This window comes from Aliamphritea ceti (genome assembly GCF_024347215.1).
GTDB lineage: Bacteria > Pseudomonadota > Gammaproteobacteria > Pseudomonadales > Balneatricaceae > Amphritea > Amphritea ceti.
The window spans coordinates 4136676-4153130 of record NZ_AP025282.1 but is presented as its reverse complement, the minus strand read 5'-3'; the positions used below and the strand labels follow the sequence as shown (position 1 = coordinate 4153130).

The 16455-nt window shown below is 49.0% G+C and carries 17 protein-coding genes and 1 tRNA gene; 8 read left to right on the top strand and 10 right to left on the bottom strand.

Going from position 1 to position 16455, the window contains the following annotated elements; translation table 11 throughout:
* Positions 1–7: 7 nt before the first annotated feature.
* The 6 genes from pth to OCU49_RS19045 all read right to left on the bottom strand — a co-directional run bounded on the left by pth (position 8) and on the right by OCU49_RS19045 (position 5242).
* Positions 8–595: an aminoacyl-tRNA hydrolase gene (gene pth, locus OCU49_RS19070; protein WP_261842135.1), complete on the bottom strand. Its 588-nt coding sequence runs from the start codon at positions 593–595 to the stop codon at positions 8–10.
* 23 nt (positions 596–618) lie between these two features.
* Complete coding sequence (locus tag OCU49_RS19065) at positions 619–1218, bottom strand: 50S ribosomal protein L25/general stress protein Ctc (protein WP_261842134.1); 600 nt, start codon at positions 1216–1218, stop codon at positions 619–621.
* A gap of 159 nt (positions 1219–1377) precedes the next feature.
* Positions 1378–2319 (bottom strand): ribose-phosphate pyrophosphokinase, encoded by a 942-nt coding sequence (locus OCU49_RS19060; RefSeq protein ID WP_261845264.1) that lies wholly within the window; start codon positions 2317–2319, stop codon positions 1378–1380.
* A 276-nt stretch (positions 2320–2595) separates the two neighbouring features.
* Positions 2596–2670 (bottom strand) — tRNA-Gln (locus tag OCU49_RS19055).
* A gap of 83 nt (positions 2671–2753) precedes the next feature.
* Positions 2754–3359 carry a lipoprotein insertase outer membrane protein LolB gene (gene lolB, locus OCU49_RS19050; RefSeq protein ID WP_261842133.1) on the bottom strand — a complete coding sequence of 202 codons (606 nt, stop codon included), beginning with the start codon at positions 3357–3359 and terminating at the stop codon, positions 2754–2756.
* 83 nt (positions 3360–3442) lie between these two features.
* Positions 3443–5242, bottom strand: coding sequence for a tetratricopeptide repeat protein (locus tag OCU49_RS19045; RefSeq protein ID WP_261842132.1), 1800 nt, complete (start codon positions 5240–5242; stop codon positions 3443–3445).
* Positions 5243–5598: 356 nt separating this feature from the next.
* Here OCU49_RS19045 and hemA point away from each other — a divergent pair, with 356 nt between their 5' ends.
* The 7 genes from hemA to OCU49_RS19010 all read left to right on the top strand — a co-directional run bounded on the left by hemA (position 5599) and on the right by OCU49_RS19010 (position 11057).
* Positions 5599–6867 carry a glutamyl-tRNA reductase gene (hemA, locus tag OCU49_RS19040; RefSeq protein WP_261842131.1) on the top strand — a complete coding sequence of 423 codons (1269 nt, stop codon included), beginning with the start codon at positions 5599–5601 and terminating at the stop codon, positions 6865–6867.
* 2 nt (positions 6868–6869) lie between these two features.
* The gene (gene prfA / locus OCU49_RS19035; protein WP_261842130.1) at positions 6870–7958 is read left to right on the top strand and encodes a peptide chain release factor 1; all 1089 of its coding nucleotides are present in this window, start codon (positions 6870–6872) and stop codon (positions 7956–7958) included.
* Positions 7958–8797: a peptide chain release factor N(5)-glutamine methyltransferase gene (gene prmC / locus OCU49_RS19030; RefSeq protein WP_261842129.1), complete on the top strand. Its 840-nt coding sequence runs from the start codon at positions 7958–7960 to the stop codon at positions 8795–8797. The genes prfA and prmC overlap by 1 nt, the downstream gene beginning before the upstream one ends.
* A 17-nt stretch (positions 8798–8814) precedes the next feature.
* Positions 8815–9579, top strand: a complete 765-nt coding sequence (locus tag OCU49_RS19025; protein ID WP_261842128.1) for a HesA/MoeB/ThiF family protein — start codon at positions 8815–8817, stop codon at positions 9577–9579.
* A 3-nt stretch (positions 9580–9582) separates the two neighbouring features.
* A complete protein-coding gene (locus tag OCU49_RS19020) occupies positions 9583–9996 on the top strand; it encodes a CoA-binding protein (protein ID WP_376787884.1) in 414 nt (137 codons plus the stop codon).
* Between the two features lie 188 nt (positions 9997–10184).
* A complete protein-coding gene (locus OCU49_RS19015; protein ID WP_261842126.1) occupies positions 10185–10538 on the top strand; it encodes a RidA family protein in 354 nt (117 codons plus the stop codon).
* A 165-nt stretch (positions 10539–10703) separates the two neighbouring features.
* Positions 10704–11057, top strand: a complete 354-nt coding sequence (locus tag OCU49_RS19010) for a RidA family protein (protein ID WP_261842125.1) — start codon at positions 10704–10706, stop codon at positions 11055–11057.
* Between the two features lie 71 nt (positions 11058–11128).
* Here OCU49_RS19010 and OCU49_RS19005 read toward each other — a convergent pair whose 3' ends face one another.
* Positions 11129–11761 (bottom strand): ankyrin repeat domain-containing protein, encoded by a 633-nt coding sequence (locus OCU49_RS19005; protein WP_261842124.1) that lies wholly within the window; start codon positions 11759–11761, stop codon positions 11129–11131.
* Positions 11762–11977: 216 nt separating this feature from the next.
* The gene (locus OCU49_RS19000) at positions 11978–14302 is read right to left on the bottom strand and encodes an FdhF/YdeP family oxidoreductase (RefSeq protein ID WP_261842123.1); all 2325 of its coding nucleotides are present in this window, start codon (positions 14300–14302) and stop codon (positions 11978–11980) included.
* Positions 14303–14325: 23 nt separating this feature from the next.
* Between OCU49_RS19000 and OCU49_RS18995 the strand changes: the two genes are divergently transcribed.
* Positions 14326–14484, top strand: a complete 159-nt coding sequence (locus tag OCU49_RS18995) for a hypothetical protein (protein WP_261842122.1) — start codon at positions 14326–14328, stop codon at positions 14482–14484.
* A gap of 86 nt (positions 14485–14570) precedes the next feature.
* On the opposite strand, the gene OCU49_RS18990 is transcribed toward OCU49_RS18995, so the two are convergent.
* A complete protein-coding gene (locus OCU49_RS18990; RefSeq protein ID WP_261842121.1) occupies positions 14571–15002 on the bottom strand; it encodes an acyl-CoA thioesterase in 432 nt (143 codons plus the stop codon).
* A gap of 47 nt (positions 15003–15049) precedes the next feature.
* Positions 15050–16360 carry an adenosylmethionine--8-amino-7-oxononanoate transaminase gene (gene bioA, locus OCU49_RS18985; protein ID WP_261842120.1) on the bottom strand — a complete coding sequence of 437 codons (1311 nt, stop codon included), beginning with the start codon at positions 16358–16360 and terminating at the stop codon, positions 15050–15052.
* Positions 16361–16455: the final 95 nt, after the last annotated feature.

Below are 16455 nucleotides of genomic sequence, written 5' to 3'. Positions count from 1 at the left end.
TAAAGATTTATGCTTTGAATGAGTGCAAGGTGTTCATCGCTTTCAACCAGTCGCCACCACAAGCCTGTTCAAGAACTCGCAGGGCTTCATCACTGGCGGCCTGAGTCAGGTCACGTTCGCTGGAAGGTGCTTTTTTGAGCACGAACCCGCTGACCTGGCTGGCGCTGCCGGGATGGCCGATACCTAAGCGTAAACGATAGAAATTTTTGTTGTTACCCAGTTTGCTGATGATATCTCGCAGACCGTTATGACCACCGTGTCCACCACCTTGTTTAAGCTTGGCTACACCGGGAGGGAGGTCGAGTTCATCATGGGCAACCAGAATGCCTTCAACGGGAATCTTATAGAAATTAGCCAGTGCGCTAACTGCCTGTCCGCTGAGGTTCATAAAGGTGTTTGGGATTAACAGGTGAACCGGTTGTTGGTTCAATGTCGTTTTCCCATACAGACCGTAAAACTTACTCTCGGTCTTAAGAGGGGTCATTTGTCGCTCAGCGAGCTGAGCGACAAAATCGGTACCGGCATTATGACGGGTTTGTTCATACTGTTGTCCGGGGTTACCCAGGCCAACAATTAACTGTATCCGATCTTTCATGCCGATACCTTTAGCAGGCTAAATTAGCTAGCTGCTTTTGCGCCACGTGGTGAGTAAGTCTGAGCAATACTCTGATCGTGGTCGGAACCGCGACGCAGCTGAACAATCTCAACGCCAGCAGGCATAGTGATGTCAGACAGGTGCAGGATCTGGCCCATTTCAACAGCGGACATATCAACTTCCAGAGACTCTGGCAGTTTGTCTGCAAGACACAGAACCTGAACAGTGTTCTGCTGAACAGCAAATTTACCGGAAGCCTTGCCTGCAGGAGACTTAGCGAAACCAGTGAAGCTCAGAGGAACCTGAATCTGGATCTTGTTGGACTTAGTGATGCGCTGGAAATCAACGTGCATTACAGAGTTACGTGCTGGATGACGCTGGAAGTCACGAACGATTACTTTTTCTTCTTTACCATCGATATCCAGAGTCAGGATAGAGGAGAAGAAAGAAGGATCTTCGATCTGCTTAATCAGAGCGCGGTTTTCCAGAGTGATAGAAGCAGGCTTCTTGTTTTTAGCACCACCGTATACAACGGCAGGGATCATGCCAGCGTGACGCAGGCGGCGGCTCGCACCTTTCCCTTCGTCTGTACGGGCTTCAGCTTTGATTACGAAATCAGTCATTTTAATACCTTTAAAAAGTACAACTGCAAAATCCTTGCGACCAGGTCTTGCAGTCAGTTAAGCCAGTTGGCTAAGTTCCTTCCTGATGGAAGGGGTGTTTATCTGTGTAGTTCTTAAGAAAACCGTTTAGATGCTCCTCACGGAGCATTTAAGGTGCTCTTAACGGAACATAGCACTGATAGATTCTTCATTGCAGACACGGCGTACCGCTTCTGCCAGCATTGGCGCCAGTGTTAACTGACGAATGCGATCACACTTCTCACCAGCAGGTGACAGTGGAATAGTATCTGTTACGACCAACTCATCCAGTTCGGAGTTGTTGATGTTGTCGATAGCCGGGCCGGAAAGCACTGGGTGAGTTGCATAAGCAACAACCTTAGCTGCGCCGTTTTGTTTCAATGCGCTGGCTGCTTTACAAAGCGTGCCGGCGGTGTCGCACATGTCGTCTACCAGTATGCAGGTACGACCTTTTACGTCACCGATGATGTTCATGACCTGAGCTTCGTTGGCTTTTTCACGACGCTTGTCGATGATCGCCAGATCGCAGTTCAGTTGTTTTGCTACAGCACGTGCACGAACCACACCACCGACATCCGGAGATACAACCAGTGGGTTTTCGTAATCCTGACGGGCGATTTCATCCAGCAGAACCGGAGAACCGTAAACGTTATCAACAGGGATATCGAAGAATCCCTGGATCTGGTCAGCGTGCAAATCTACTGTCAGTACGCGGTCGATACCAACGCCAGCCAGCATATCAGCAACAACTTTTGCGCTGATTGCTACACGGGCAGAACGTGGGCGACGATCCTGGCGGGCATAACCGTAATACGGGATAACTGCAGTGATACGTGTCGCTGAACCACGGCGTAAAGCGTCAGCCATGACAATCAGTTCCATCAGATTGTCGTTGGTTGGTGCGCAAGTCGACTGCAGAATGAAAACGTCTTTGCCGCGCGCGTTTTCATTGATTTCGACGTTTACTTCACCGTCACTAAACTTGGTGACTATAGCTTCGCCCATAGGGATATCTAGGCGTTCAACGACTTTCTCGGCAAGTTCGCGGTTGGCGTTGCCAGTGAAGACCATCATTTTAGGCACGGTGGTTACCTTCTCGGATGCTGTAGTGGTTAACAGAGATTCATTCATGGTTGTTTTGGCCCGGCAGGCTGCTCAGTTGAGTGTTGCAGCTGCAGAAATCTCTCATTATTGCCTGTTTCAAATCAGAAGCTTATGCTGCTAATCAACGGGGCGCTGTGTCACTGTAAGCAGGCGTAACACAAAAAACACCCCAACCCGACTTTTAAGGCAGGTAGAAGTGTTGGTTGTATTTAGCCAGAGAAATGCTCTCACCATCCTGAGATTAATCTCAAAGGATGGCTGGGATAGGAGGATTCGAACCTCCGCATGACGAGATCAAAACCCGTTGCCTTACCGCTTGGCGATATCCCAACATTACCCTTACAGGAACCAGGCCTGAATAACGGCGCACATTTTCTAGGAAGCGTGCTGTAAAGTCAATGCAAAACCGGGGCTTATCGAGGCCGGATCTGCCACTCTTTAGCTATAAGGGTAATCCGTAAATTCCCCTGATTAAGTACGATTTTGCTGGGCAGGCTGATACCGTCCTGGGAGGTGTAGCGTAAGTAGTTAATCTGCCAGTTATTTTGTTGCAGAGATTTAAGCCTGTTGGTATCTATTACCGGAGTATAAGGGCTGTCAGGAGCCGGCTGGCCTTTAATCCAGAAAGGTAAGTTATTCAGAGGGAAGCGCCAGCCTAGGCGTTCTTGCATCAATTGTTCCGGCGATGTTGAGAATATCGGATCTTCACCGGCAGCGAGAATCTCAATGCCCCTTGGACTGCCTGTGATTCGGGCGCCGCCCTGGCCTAAAGGGCCTGTGAGTTCAATATTGAAAAATTCCTGTTGCTGCTGCCATGCCAGACTGGCACTGTGCCGGGTTTTGCTGTCACGGATACCGGCTTTACCGGTTACTTGCCAGGCGTTAATCGCTTGCAGAGTTTCTAAATGATCTTGCCAGCTGATGTTTGTGTCAGGTGCGGGTTCGGGCTCAGGTGTCAGCGATGAACAGGCCGTCAGGGTAAGTGCAAGTAAGGCAGTAAAAAGTGAGCGCAACAGCATGGGCGTATATCTCGTTAACTTAGCTTGGACATCAATAAAAAAGCCTGAGTATTTACTCAGGCTTATAACAGTTAGAGCAATGTTCAGTTAGCAGCGGTTTTACCGATGGCTTCAGCTGCTTCGAGAATGAACAGATTATCGGGATGATCCGTCTGGCTTTTTTCCAGTAATTTCATGGCTTCTGTTACCTGGCCCTGAGCGAAATAAACCTGAATCAGATGTCCGGCGACTTCGGCATCAGGGAACATTTCGTATGCACGTTCCAGGAAGGGCAGAGCTTCATCATTTCTGTCCAGCTTGTAAAGAATCCATCCCATACTGTCCAGCACGGCGGCATCGTCAGGTGTGATTTCAAGGGCTTGTCTGATCAGTTCCAGTGCTTCGACATAACGGTCGGTATATAAGGTAAGCGTATAACCCAGAGCATTCATAGCCATGCTGTTATTTGGGTCAAGCTCCAGTACTTTGCGAAGGTCCTGCTCCATTAGTTTGAAATCCTGCGGAGACATCATCATTGCCCGGGCATATAACAGGGCAATATCGTCATTGTAACGTTGCAGTGCTTCGTCCAGCAGGTTAATTGCGGCATCTTTATGATCATGCAAGTCCAGCCATTCGGCTTCGACAATGAAAATCTGAATCGCCCGCTCAGGGGTTACATTACGGGCTTCACGCATGATTTTCTGAAGCTGGTCGCGCTTATCAGCGTTATCCAGAAGGTCTGAAATTCTGCTTAGGGCTGGCAGCAGATTATTCGGATCTTTTACTTTAGTCAGATATTCCAGTGCTTGCGCATCGTTTTCACGCTGTAGCTCAATTAGTCCTAGATAGTAATAAGGCGTTGTGTTCTGCGGGTAGCGGTTAAGAATTTTTTTAAAAACAGCCTCGCTGTCTTCTATAAGGTCTTTTTCCAGCATCAGTAGCGCAAGATAGAAACCCAGTTGCGGTTCGGCACGGCGCAGTTCAAGTAACAGATTGGCCTGCTTTACGGCTTTTTCGTTCTGGTCATCCTGAAATAACAGTTGAATATATAAGGTGTGTAGCTGCTGTTCAGCCTGTTTGCCTTCGATGACGCCTTCAAGTAAGCCAAGTGCTTGTTTTACTTTACCCTGTTTACGCAGTAGCTCTGCTTTCTGAAATAATGCACCGTGATGTTTAGGTGATAACTCGATAGCCTGATCAAACGCTTTACTCGCGGGGCCCGGCTGGTTGTTACTCTTATACAGAATACCTAAGGTCGTCAGTAGTGTTGGGTTGGCTTTGGTGGTGTTCTTTTCGCTGAGTACGTCGATATAGGCCTGGCGCTCTTTCTGGCTGAGCTTGCCGGAGCTGTTCGCGATCATTTGCAGGGTTTGTGGATTGCTGTGATCCAGTGCTTTATTGAGCAATGGCAAGGCATGGTCAAAATCACCCTGTTGTAGCAGGATGCTGGCAGCAATCTGATAAGGTTCTGCGTTATCAGGTTCCGCTTCCTGCCAGAGCGTTGCGGCTTCCAGCATGCGTTGCGGTTTATTGATGTACTGAGCAATATATGTAGCGCGCTTGGCGATAGCCGGATCTTTGGTTAGCCGGGACTGTCGGATGTAGTTTGCCAGCGAAAGTTCGTATTGTTCTTCCTGGCCAGCCAGTTCGGCGATGATCAGATCGTAGAGCGTTTCGCGGTTAAGTTCGCCTTGCGTATATTCGACGGCCGGTAAATCTGCCTGATGGCTCTGCAGTATGCTGTCAGGCTGACTTGGTTGCTGGGCACAGCCACTGATCAGTAAACCGGTCAGTGCTATTGTGCCGGCAGCTTTGCCTGGTAAGTTGCGCAGCATTGCGCCGGATAGTTGTGACACCGCCAGGCGGTATGAGATGAACCTGGTTTTGAGTTGTGTATTCACTATATCTAATTGCCTTACTGATGAGTGTCAGTCGATTCCCTGTTAAGCATCCGGTACAGCGTACGGGGCTTATCGACACGTTCTGCAGAGTCCGTTAATTGTGCTCACTATAGATGAATCCTGACTGAGTTGTCATGCCTGCGGATACTTCTATATCGTGCATTTCTGCTTAGTAGACCACAAAACTTGTATAAGGGTTGCACTCAGATCAAGAAAAATCCTCTTGTTTGTTGTTAGGCTTTTAACCTTTTAAACAATAAGGTGTATTATGACGCGCTTATTTGCGCAGGCTATGGTGTCTGCAGTCTACAAATATAGCTTCATATCGATCTTAATCAGGGGTGGCGTTTTCCTCAATGGCTTTGTTGGCGCTGGGAATTAATCATAAGACAGCTTCTGTCGCAGTCCGTGAAAAAGTAGCCTTTGCGCCCGAGCAAATGGCTGACGCGCTGGCTCAGGCTTGTCAGGTTGCGAAGCTTCGCGAAGCCGTGATTCTGTCGACCTGTAACCGTACAGAACTGTACTGCTCTACTCAGTTGGAAGGCACCCGTGCGTTGCTGGAATGGCTGGGGGATTATCATAAACTGGATGCAGACGAGCTTCAGCAGGCTAGCTATGCTCACTGGGATCAGGATGCCGCACAGCACATGATGCGTGTTGCCAGTGGTCTGGATTCACTGGTATTGGGTGAACCTCAGATTCTTGGTCAGTTGAAGTCTGCCTATGCTGTGTCTCAGGAAGTAGGTGTTGTTGGCGCAGAGCTTTCGCGTCTGTTTCAGCAGACTTTTACTGTTGCGAAGCGAGTTCGTACTGATACGGCAATAGGTGAGAACCCGGTTTCTGTTGCCTATGCGTCGGTAAGTCTGGCGCAACATATCTTTGCAGACCTGAGTACCAGTAAAGCTTTGCTTATTGGTGCCGGAGAAACGATCGAACTGGTTGCCCGGCACCTGAAAGAAGCCGGTGTAACAGATATGACGGTCGCGAACCGGACACTGGTACGTGCTGAAACTCTGGCCGAAAGTTTTAATGCCAAAGCAATTTTACTGGGCGATATTCCGGAAGCTCTGGAAGATGCAGACATTGTTATTGCATCTACCGCCAGTCAATTGCCTATTCTTGGTAAAGGCGCGGTTGAAGCTGCGCTGAAGAAGCGTAAACACCGGCCTATTTTTATGGTGGATATTGCGGTACCACGTGATATCGAGCCGCAGGTTGCAGAGCTGGATGATGTTTATCTTTATACCGTTGATGATTTGCGGGAAGTCATTGAAGAAAATGTACGCAGCCGCGAGTCTGCTGCCAGAGAAGCTGAAGCAATTGTGGCTGTGGGTGCCACAGAGTTTATGCGTCAGTTACGCTCACTGGAAGCGGTTGGTACGGTTATGGCAGTACGTAATCAGGCGGATCAGCTGCGCCAGCAGGAGCTTGAGAAAGCTATTAAGCAGCTTTCTAATGGTAAAGACCCGGAAGCAGTACTGACTAATCTGGCCCGTGGCCTGACCAATAAACTAATACACCACCCGACGGTTCAGCTGCGCCAGGCCAGCGCCGAAGGGCGAACCGAAATGCTTGAAATCGCCCAGCAATTATTTCAGCTGGAAGAACAACGACAAGAAGATTAATTATGAAAGCATCAATTTTAACCAAACTGGAAATACTGGCCGATCGCTACGAAGAGCTGGCAGCCTTGCTGGGTGACGCAGGGGTTATCGGTAACCAGGATCAGTTTCGGGCTTACTCAATGGAGTACGCTGAGATTGAACCTGTTGTGCAGTGTTTCCAGTCTTATCTGGGTGCACAGGGTGATCTCGAAGAGGCACAGCTGATGCAGGATGATTCTGATCCTGATATGCGTGAGATGGCTAAAGAAGAAGTCGCTGAGGCTAAACAGCAGATTGAGACGTTGGAAGACCAGCTACAGATTTTGCTGTTGCCGAAAGACCCGAACGATGCGCGTAATGTGTTTTTAGAAGTACGTGCGGGTACAGGTGGTGATGAAGCGGCAATTTTTTCCGGTGACTTATTCCGTATGTATTCACGCTTTGCTGAAACGCAGGGCTGGAAAGTGGAAGTAGTTAGTACCAATGAAGGTGAACACGGCGGCTATAAAGAGATTATTACCCGTATCATCGGTAAAGATGTGTATTCCCGTCTTAAATTTGAATCCGGTGCACACCGGGTACAGCGTGTCCCGGAGACTGAGTCTCAGGGACGTATTCATACATCTGCCTGTACTGTCGCGATTATGGCTGAGATGGATGAAGCTGATGCCGTAGAAATCAACAAAGCTGATTTACGGGTTGATACCTTCCGGGCGTCCGGTGCAGGTGGTCAGCACGTTAACAAAACCGATTCAGCAATTCGTCTGACGCACATCCCTACCGGGGTGGTGGTTGAGTGTCAGGAAGAGCGTTCGCAGCATAAAAACCGTGCTAAAGCGATGTCATTACTGGCATCCCGACTGCAGGCAGCTGAGCAGGAACGGCATGCGGCAGAGCAAGCCAGTACCCGTAAGAGTCTGGTTGGCAGCGGTGACCGTTCTGAGCGAATTCGTACCTATAACTATCCCCAGGGCCGGGTTACCGATCATCGTATCAACCTGACACTTTATAAGTTGTCAGAAGTGATGGAAGGGGCGTTAGGTCAGGTAGTAGATCCACTGGTTAATGAGTATCAGGCAGAACAGCTGGGTGCTCTGTCAGCTGAAAACTGATGCTGCAAATCAGTCAGGCACTGCAGGGTAGTGTTGACCTGAGGGCGGTGAGCGATTCACCGCGCTTGGATGTCGAATTACTGTTGTGCCATATCTTAGACAAATCCCGCACGTATCTGATGATGCATCCTGAAGTAGCCATGACGGCCGAGCAGCAGGTTGCATTTGAAGCATTATTACAACGGCGTATCGCCGGTGAGCCGGTCGCACATCTGTTGGGCCAGTGGAGTTTCTGGAGTTTTGATCTGGCGGTAAATGCCAGTACGCTGATTCCCCGTCCTGATACGGAATGTGTTGTCGAAAAGGCGCTGGAGCTGTTGTCTGCAACTCCTGCGAGAGTGGCTGATCTGGGTACCGGAACCGGGGCTATTGCCCTGGCACTGGCAACAGAACGTCCTGCCTGGGAGGTATTTGCCGTCGATTTTGTTGTGGATGCTGCAGAATTAGCGGAACAGAATCGGCAAGCTCTGGGTCTTAGTAATGTAACCGTACTGCAAGGCAGTTGGCTGGAGCCTGTACCTGAGCAGCTGCATATGGTGGTGAGCAATCCGCCGTATATTGATCCTGAAGACCCCCATTTAGAACAGGGTGATGTGCGATTTGAACCGCGCTCTGCTTTAGTGGCTGAGGATAAGGGGCTGGCAGATATCCGGACAATTTCTGAACAGGCATGGCAGCAGTTATTTAACGAAGGCTGGCTGTTATTCGAACACGGTTATGATCAGGCTGATAGCGTGCAGCAAATTCTGCGGGAGCAGGGGTATTCACAAGTAGCGTCTGCTCAGGATCTGGCGGGTAATGACCGGATGACCTGGGGACGTAAGCTGTTGGTCTTATAGCAGCGAAGAGGATTCTAATGTTAGATGATGCGCAATTATTGCGATATAGCCGGCAGATTATGTTGCCGGAAGTGGAAATTGGCGGACAGGAAGCCTGGCTGAACTCAACAGTACTGGTGTTAGGTGTCGGTGGGTTGGGTAGTCCGGTAGCGATGTATCTGGCTGCAGCAGGTGTTGGTAAGTTGATTCTTGTCGACGACGATAAAGTTGAACTGACCAATTTACAGCGTCAGATTGCGCACGGTACTGAAGATATAGGTACCGCTAAAGTCCGCTCGGCTGCGGCAACACTGAAGTCGATTAACCCTGACATTGACGTAGTGACAGTTGAGCAGCGCCTGACTTCTGAAGATCTCGGCGAGTGGGTCGCAAAAGTGGATCTGGTATTAGATTGTACCGACAATTTTGATACCCGCTTTGGTGTCAATCAGGCTTGTGTGACTCACCAAAAGCCACTAGTCTCTGGATCAGCAATTCGCCTTGAAGGTCAGGTTGCGGTATTCGATCCACGTCAGCAGGACTCGCCTTGCTACCGGTGTCTGTACCGTGAAGGCAGCGATGAGAATCTGACCTGTTCTGAAAGTGGCGTATTGGCGCCGTTGGTGGGCATTATAGGTTCTGTCCAGGCAATGGAAGCGTTGAAAGTTCTGGCCAGTGTCGGTACTCCGCTGGTAGGCAAATTATTATTATTGGACGCGCGTTACATGGAGTGGCGCAGTCTGAAGTTAAAACGCGACCCGCAGTGTCCTTGCTGTGGAAAACATGACCGGAAGGAAGCTTAAGTGATGGATACAATACGTTCTGTATTAACCAGTGCTAAAACAATTGCCATGGTTGGTGCCAGCCCTAAAGCGCACCGTGCCAGTAATCAGGTGATGCACTTCCTGCTGTCTAAAGGTTACAACGTCATTCCTGTTAACCCTAATAAAGTCGGCGAAGAGATTCATGGCCAGACCGTCGTTGGCAGCTTGTCTGATATCAATGAACCTATTGATATGGTGGATATCTTTCGCAACTCTGTTGAAGCCGGTGATGCGGTTGATGAAGCAATTGCAGTCAATGCGAAGGCTGTCTGGATGCAGCTGGGTGTCATTAACGAACCGGCGGCAGCGAAAGCCACCGCTGCAGGTTTACAGGTGATTATGGATAGATGCCCGGCAATTGAGCTGCCGCGTCTGGAATTGCCGCAAAGCGCATAAAATGCTGCTATTTCGGCTGCTGTGTCTTACAGCAGCCGCCTCTTCCTTCTTATTTTCTGTTCTGTTCTGAGTGTTCGGTTTTATCATCTGTTTTGCTCGCTAATTTTGAAGTGATCGCGCTGGAAAGTTAATGTTTAGCAGGTAAACTATTGCGCTTTGATTGATAACTTCAGACTTCGGAAAGACATATGACTATCGAACGCCTAGAAACCCAGCAGCGCATGAGCCGCATCGTCAAACATAACGGAACTGTTTACCTGTGTGGTCAGGTAGCTGCAGATGCTTCTGCAGATATCAAAGAACAGACTCAGACAATGTTGGATAAAGTCGACGTATTGCTGGAGCAAGCTGGTAGCGATCGTGAGAATATGCTGTCTGCAACTATCTACGTTCGCGATATGAAAGACTTTGCTGCAATGAATGAAGTATGGGATGCCTGGGTTCCTGCTGGCCATGCACCTGCACGCGCATGTGTTGAAGCCCGTATGGCGCGTCCGGAATTACTGGTTGAGATCTCTGTGGTTGCTGCTGAAAAGCAATAAAATTACAGCTTTAGCGATAGCTATTATCGTAAGCAAACGCCCTGGCAGTCGCCGGGGCGTTTTTGTTTCTGCATGTGAATTTTAGAATAATCAGGCTGGCAACCCGCTGGTGAGAAGGTAAACTGTAGTCCTTTGACTGATAACTCACAGATTTCGGAAACACACATGACTATTGAACGCCAGGGTACCAACGAACGCTCCAGCCGCATTGTAATTCATAACGATACTGTCTACTTGTGTGGTCAGGTAGCGGCGGACGCGTCTGCAGGTATTCAGGAGCAGACTCAGACAACCTTAGATAAGGTTGATGCTTTGTTAATCGAGGCAGGCAGTGACCGCGAGCATATACTGTCTGCAACTATTTATCTGCGGGACATGAAAGACTTTGCAGCGATGAATGAAATCTGGAACCCATGGGTACCAACAGGTTATGCACCAGCCCGTGCCTGTGTTGAAGCCCGTATGGCGCGTCAGGAATTGTTATTTGAAATATCTGTGATTGCAGCTGTTAAAAAGTGATTCTACGGCACTGATTATTAATAACGCTCTGGCAAATGCCGGGGCGTTTTTGTTTCAGTTACCCGTCACCGTTATCCCATCATCAGGCGGCGTACCCGCAGGTCTTCAGCGCAGCGTTTTGCGTAGGCGAATATAGCAGGGGAGTAAGTTTCCGGAGATAGGTCTACCATGCTCAGATCACTGGAAATCAGCAGTTGAATCAGATTCTGGTCTTCCAGCTGCAGGGCCTGATGTAACAGGTTATTCCCCTGTTTATCAGTATGCTGCAGGTTAGCGCCCTGTTCAGCCAGGCGGCTGATATGCAATGTCAGTGGGCTGACCTGATATTTGAAGCAGGCCAGTAAAGCTGTTTCCGGGAGTTGCCCGCTTAGGTTGCCAGGTTCGGTCACTGCGCCAGCCTGTAATAGTACGGTTATCAGCGCCAGACTTTGTTCTTGCTGTAATGCCAGATATAGCAGTGGTTGCTGTTGGCTGTCAGTATTATTCGCAGTGAATCCAGCCTGGAGAAGGTGCTCTAGTACCTGTGGCTGATTGCTGCGAATCGCTAATTCCTGAGGGGATATGTTCCCTGAATCAGTGTCCAGAACGAGTGTTTCTTCGTTATCTGACGCGAGTTTTTTCAGCTGTTTTTTGACAGCCATAATGTCGCCGTCAAGAATGCTTTGGCGAAGTTTGCTAAGACGGCGTTGCTGAAAAAATTGCATATCTGTTCTGCTTTCTTGAAGGTTTTCTGGTGTTACCAGAATAGGGGCAGCGAGAAAGCATAATATCACGGCTGGTAGGGGAGTCGTTTTTCTTAGGCTGATAATTTTGAATTAAGGGTAAATAGAAAAGTTTGAGATTTCGTCAGATAAGAGTGTGTTAGCAAGAGGCTATAGATACTGAAAAGCAGGCCCGGTTTTTAGCCGGGCCTGAGTATTTTAGCCTAGCTTGATTGCATTGCTTTTGTTATCAGCTTTCAGGCTGATCGCAATGGCCTTAGAGGTTGGCGTAAAGCTGCGGTCGCCGTAGCTGTCCAGCGGTACCAGTGGGTTGGTTTCCGGATAGTAGGCGGCCATGTTGCCTTTCGGGATATCGTAGGCAACCGCTTTAAAACCGCTCACAGAACGTTCGCTGCCATCGTGCCAGTGGGACGTCAGGGTGATTTCCTGATCAGTATTCAGGCCCAGCTTGTCCATATCGTCCTGGTGCATGAAGACAACTTTACGAATGCCTTTGACACCGCGGTAACGGTCGTTATAGCCATAAACGGTCGTGTTGTACTGATCATGCGAACGCAGTGTCTGCAAGGTGAAAATTTCAGTGCCTTCCGGTGCCGTTTGCTGCTGAATCTGATCAGCAATGAGCTGTTCCGGTAATGGGTTGCTCATTACATTTGCACGACGATTCTCAGTCATCCAGATGCGTTGTGCCGCAGTATTTCCAAGATAGAAACCACCTGGTTGTTCCAGGCGTTCATTGAAGTCGTGGAAACCCGGAACACAGGCTTCGATCAGCGAACGGATGCGGTTGTTATCTTCAGCCAGGTGCAACCAGTCAACCGGATGATTACCCAGTGTCTTCTGGGCAATATTGGCGATAATATTAACTTCAGATTTTAACTGATCGCTGGCTGGCGGTAATACACCACCGGAGCTGTGCACCATACACATTGAATCTTCAACGGTGATACGTTGCTCTCCAGTAACGGTTTCATCAACCTCGGTACGGCCCAGACAAGGCAGGATCAGTGAGTCCTGACCAGGTGTCAGGTGGCAGCGGTTCAGTTTAGTACTGACGTTGACTGTCAGGCTACAGTTACGCAATGCCTGGCGGGTAGCGTCGGTATCAGACATGGCCGCCGCAAAGTTACCGCCCATGCCGATAAATACCTTACTTTCGCCTTTCAGCATAGCTTGCACGGCCTGAATCGCATTGTGGCCCCGTTCCCGTGGCATCGGTGTTTTGAATACCGCTTCCATTTTATCGATCAGAGGCTTAGGTGCTTTTTCATCGATGCCGACGGTGCGGTCGCCCTGAACATTACTGTGGCCACGCACCGGACAGGCGCCTGCACCGGGTTTGCCAATATTGCCGCGTAACAGCAGCAAGTTGACGATCTCCTGCAGAATTGCTACTGAGTGTTTGTGCTGGGTCAGACCCATTGCCCAACTGCAAATAACCCGTTCGGAACGGGCGTAGATACCGGCAACTTTGAACATGTCTTCGCGGCTAATACCGGACTGTTCTTCAAGTACCGTCCAGTCAGAGGCTTTAACCAGTTCAAGGTAGGTGTCGACACCTTCAGCATGCTGAGCCAGGAAGTTGTGATCGAGGAGGCTATTTTTGCCCATCGACAGACGTTCCTGATCCAGTTCCAGCAATGCTTTGATAATACCGCGTACCAGAGCCATATCACCGCCAAGTTTTGGCGTGTAGTAATGCTTACTGATTTCGGTGTAACCGTTGGTCAGCATTTCCATAGGTTTTTGCGGATTGGTAAAACGTTCCAGACCGCGTTCGCGCAGGTTATTGAAGCTGACAATAGTTGCGCCACGCTTGGAAGCCTGTCGCAGAGTATCCAGCATACGCGGGTGGTTGGTGCCAGGGTTCTGACCGAATACGAAGATTGCATCAGCCTGAGCAAAGTCATCCATTGTGACTGTGCCTTTACCTACGCCAATGGTTTCCTTGAGTGCAACACCACTGGCCTCGTGGCACATATTGGAGCAGTCAGGGAAGTTATTGGTACCGTAGCTACGGACAAATAGCTGATACAGGAATGCAGCTTCGTTACTGGCGCGGCCCGAGGTATAAAACTCGGCATGATCAGGAGATTCCAGAGCATTCAGGTGGCGTGCGATCAGCTGAAAGGCTGAGTCCCAGTTAATTGGCTCATAGTGATCCGTTTCACTGTTATAGCGAAGTGGTTCGGTCAGGCGACCCTGGTATTCCAGAAAATAGTCAGTCTGAGTATCCAGATAGCTCACGGTGTTTTTTGCAAAAAAGTCAGCCCCGACTTTTTTAGCAGTGGCTTCCCAGTTAACAGCTTTGGCGCCGTTTTCACAGAAGCTTACTTTGTGGCCAGATTTCTGATCACCCCAGGCGCAACCCGGGCAATCAAAACCTTTGTGTTGGTTAGTACGCATCAGGCTGCGGATATTTTTAACCGGGTTTTCGCTTTTCAGCAAATGCCTGGATGTACTGGCGAGCGCCCCCCAGCCACCGGCTGAGCCTTTATAGGTGGCGATCTTCTTTTTGGCCATTATGGTTCCTTTAGGAATTATTATTGCCGCATGAAACGGCTGAGCATAGAAATGGCGCTACTTTTACAGAAACTGACAGTGATTTGCAAATGATAATTATTATTAATAAAGCTTATGTCGCAGTAAAAAAAATTTTTGTCGGTAAAGGTGCAGTTTTAAAAGCGCTGTTTAAAAATGCCTGAAATATTCCTGTGGATAGAAATAAGCAGTTGTTATGCGGGAGTAAAAAAGAGAGGCCGGCAGCGGTAGCTCCGGCCGAATGAATTCATTAAGTATCTTTGCGGATGTTATCCTGGAAGGATTGCGGTGTGGCCGTTACTTTGCGGGTTTCATAGTCGAAGAAAACAATCCCTGTTTTAGCATGAGCAATCTCAACAGCGGTTTGTTTGTTGGTTAACAGATAAAAAATATCACAGCCGTATTTGTTAAAATCTCCGACTGCAATATCGATTTGTATTTGCTCGCCATGAAAGCTTTCGGCTTTATACACAATGGCTGAGTCAGTCATGATGATGCCTAAACCTTCGACATCCATTTCGGTGTAGTTAAAGCTGGCTAGGTAACGCACTCTGGCTTCGTGAATCATAGATAAAACGGCGTCATTACCTAAATGTCCGCCGTAGTTTATGTCACTGATACGTACTGGCATATCAGTGCTGAAGCTGTAGTTATCGGGCATGTCTATTTTTATACGGGCCATAAGCTAACTCCGTGCAGAATAGTGTTCCCTGGCGTTATGATTTTAAATTAACTGTTTTCCATCTTCACCAGCACCTGATGCATAGCACCGGTGAGAATTGCCAGGTCCTCATTGCTCATAATATAGGGTGGCATCACATATACCAGCTTACCAAATGGTCTTACCCAAACGCCAGCGTCTACAAATGCCTGCTGAATACGACGGGCATCCACCGGCTGTTTCATTTCAACAACGCCTATAGCGCCGAGGCAGCGCACTTGTGCAACTGAATTAAGTTCGCGGCATGGTGAAAGACCTGCTTCAAGCTGCTGCTGTATACGCTGGGTATTCGCTTTCCAGTCGGATTCACGGAGTAATTTCAGGCTGGTGTTGGCCACGGCACATGCCAGAGGGTTGCCCATAAAGGTTGGGCCGTGCATAAAGCAACCCGCGCCACCTGAAGAAATAGTTTCCCCAATATGGCTGGATGTCAGCGTCGCAGCCAGAGTCATGTAACCTCCGGTAATCGCTTTACCCAGACACATAATATCCGGTGATATACCGGCATGATCGCAGGCAAAGAGGGCGCCACTACGGGCAAAGCCTGTGGCGATTTCGTCGGCAATCAGCAGTACGTCGTATTCATCACACAGTTGTCTGGCAGTTTTCAGATACTCCGGTGAATAGAAGCGCATGCCGCCAGCGCCTTGCACTATGGGTTCTAGTATTAGTGCCGCGATTTCCTGATGATGCTCAGCAAAAAGGCGTTTAAGTTCAGAGCAGTCAGCTTCATCCCATTGCTGATCAAAGCCTGTCTGTGGTGCCGGGGCAAAGAAGTGCTTGGGCAGTACTTCAGTAAAAATTTCGTGCATACCGTTAATCGGGTCACACACCGACATCGCACCAAAAGTATCGCCGTGATAGCCATTACGAATAGTCAGTAATTTGTGCTTGGTATTGGTTTTGCCTTCATTTGCGCGGCGTGCGTGCCAGTACTGAATCGCCATTTTAATGGCGACTTCAACGGCGACAGAACCTGAATCAGCAAGGAAAACCTTGTCCAGATTAGCCGGTGTCATTTCTACCAGCTGTTTTGCCAGCTCAATCGCTGGCTGATGGGTAATACCGCCAAACATAACATGAGACATTTTATCGATTTGCTCATGAGCTGCCTGATTCAGTTCCGGATGGTTGTAGCCGTGAATAACTGACCACCAGGAGGCCATGCCATCAATCAGTTCACGACCGTCTTCCAGTTTGATGCGTACGCCTTCTGCAGATACCACCGGATACATAGAAGGCGGATTGATCATAGAAGAGTATGGGTGCCAGATGTGTTGCTGGTCGAAACTGAGGTCTGTTGTGGTAATAGATGTCATGAGAGTTACCCGGTTATGCGGGCGCATATATATACAGCGCCAAAAAATAAACTGGCGCTATTACAGCGGGCTTTGACAGAGAAAGCAAACCGCAT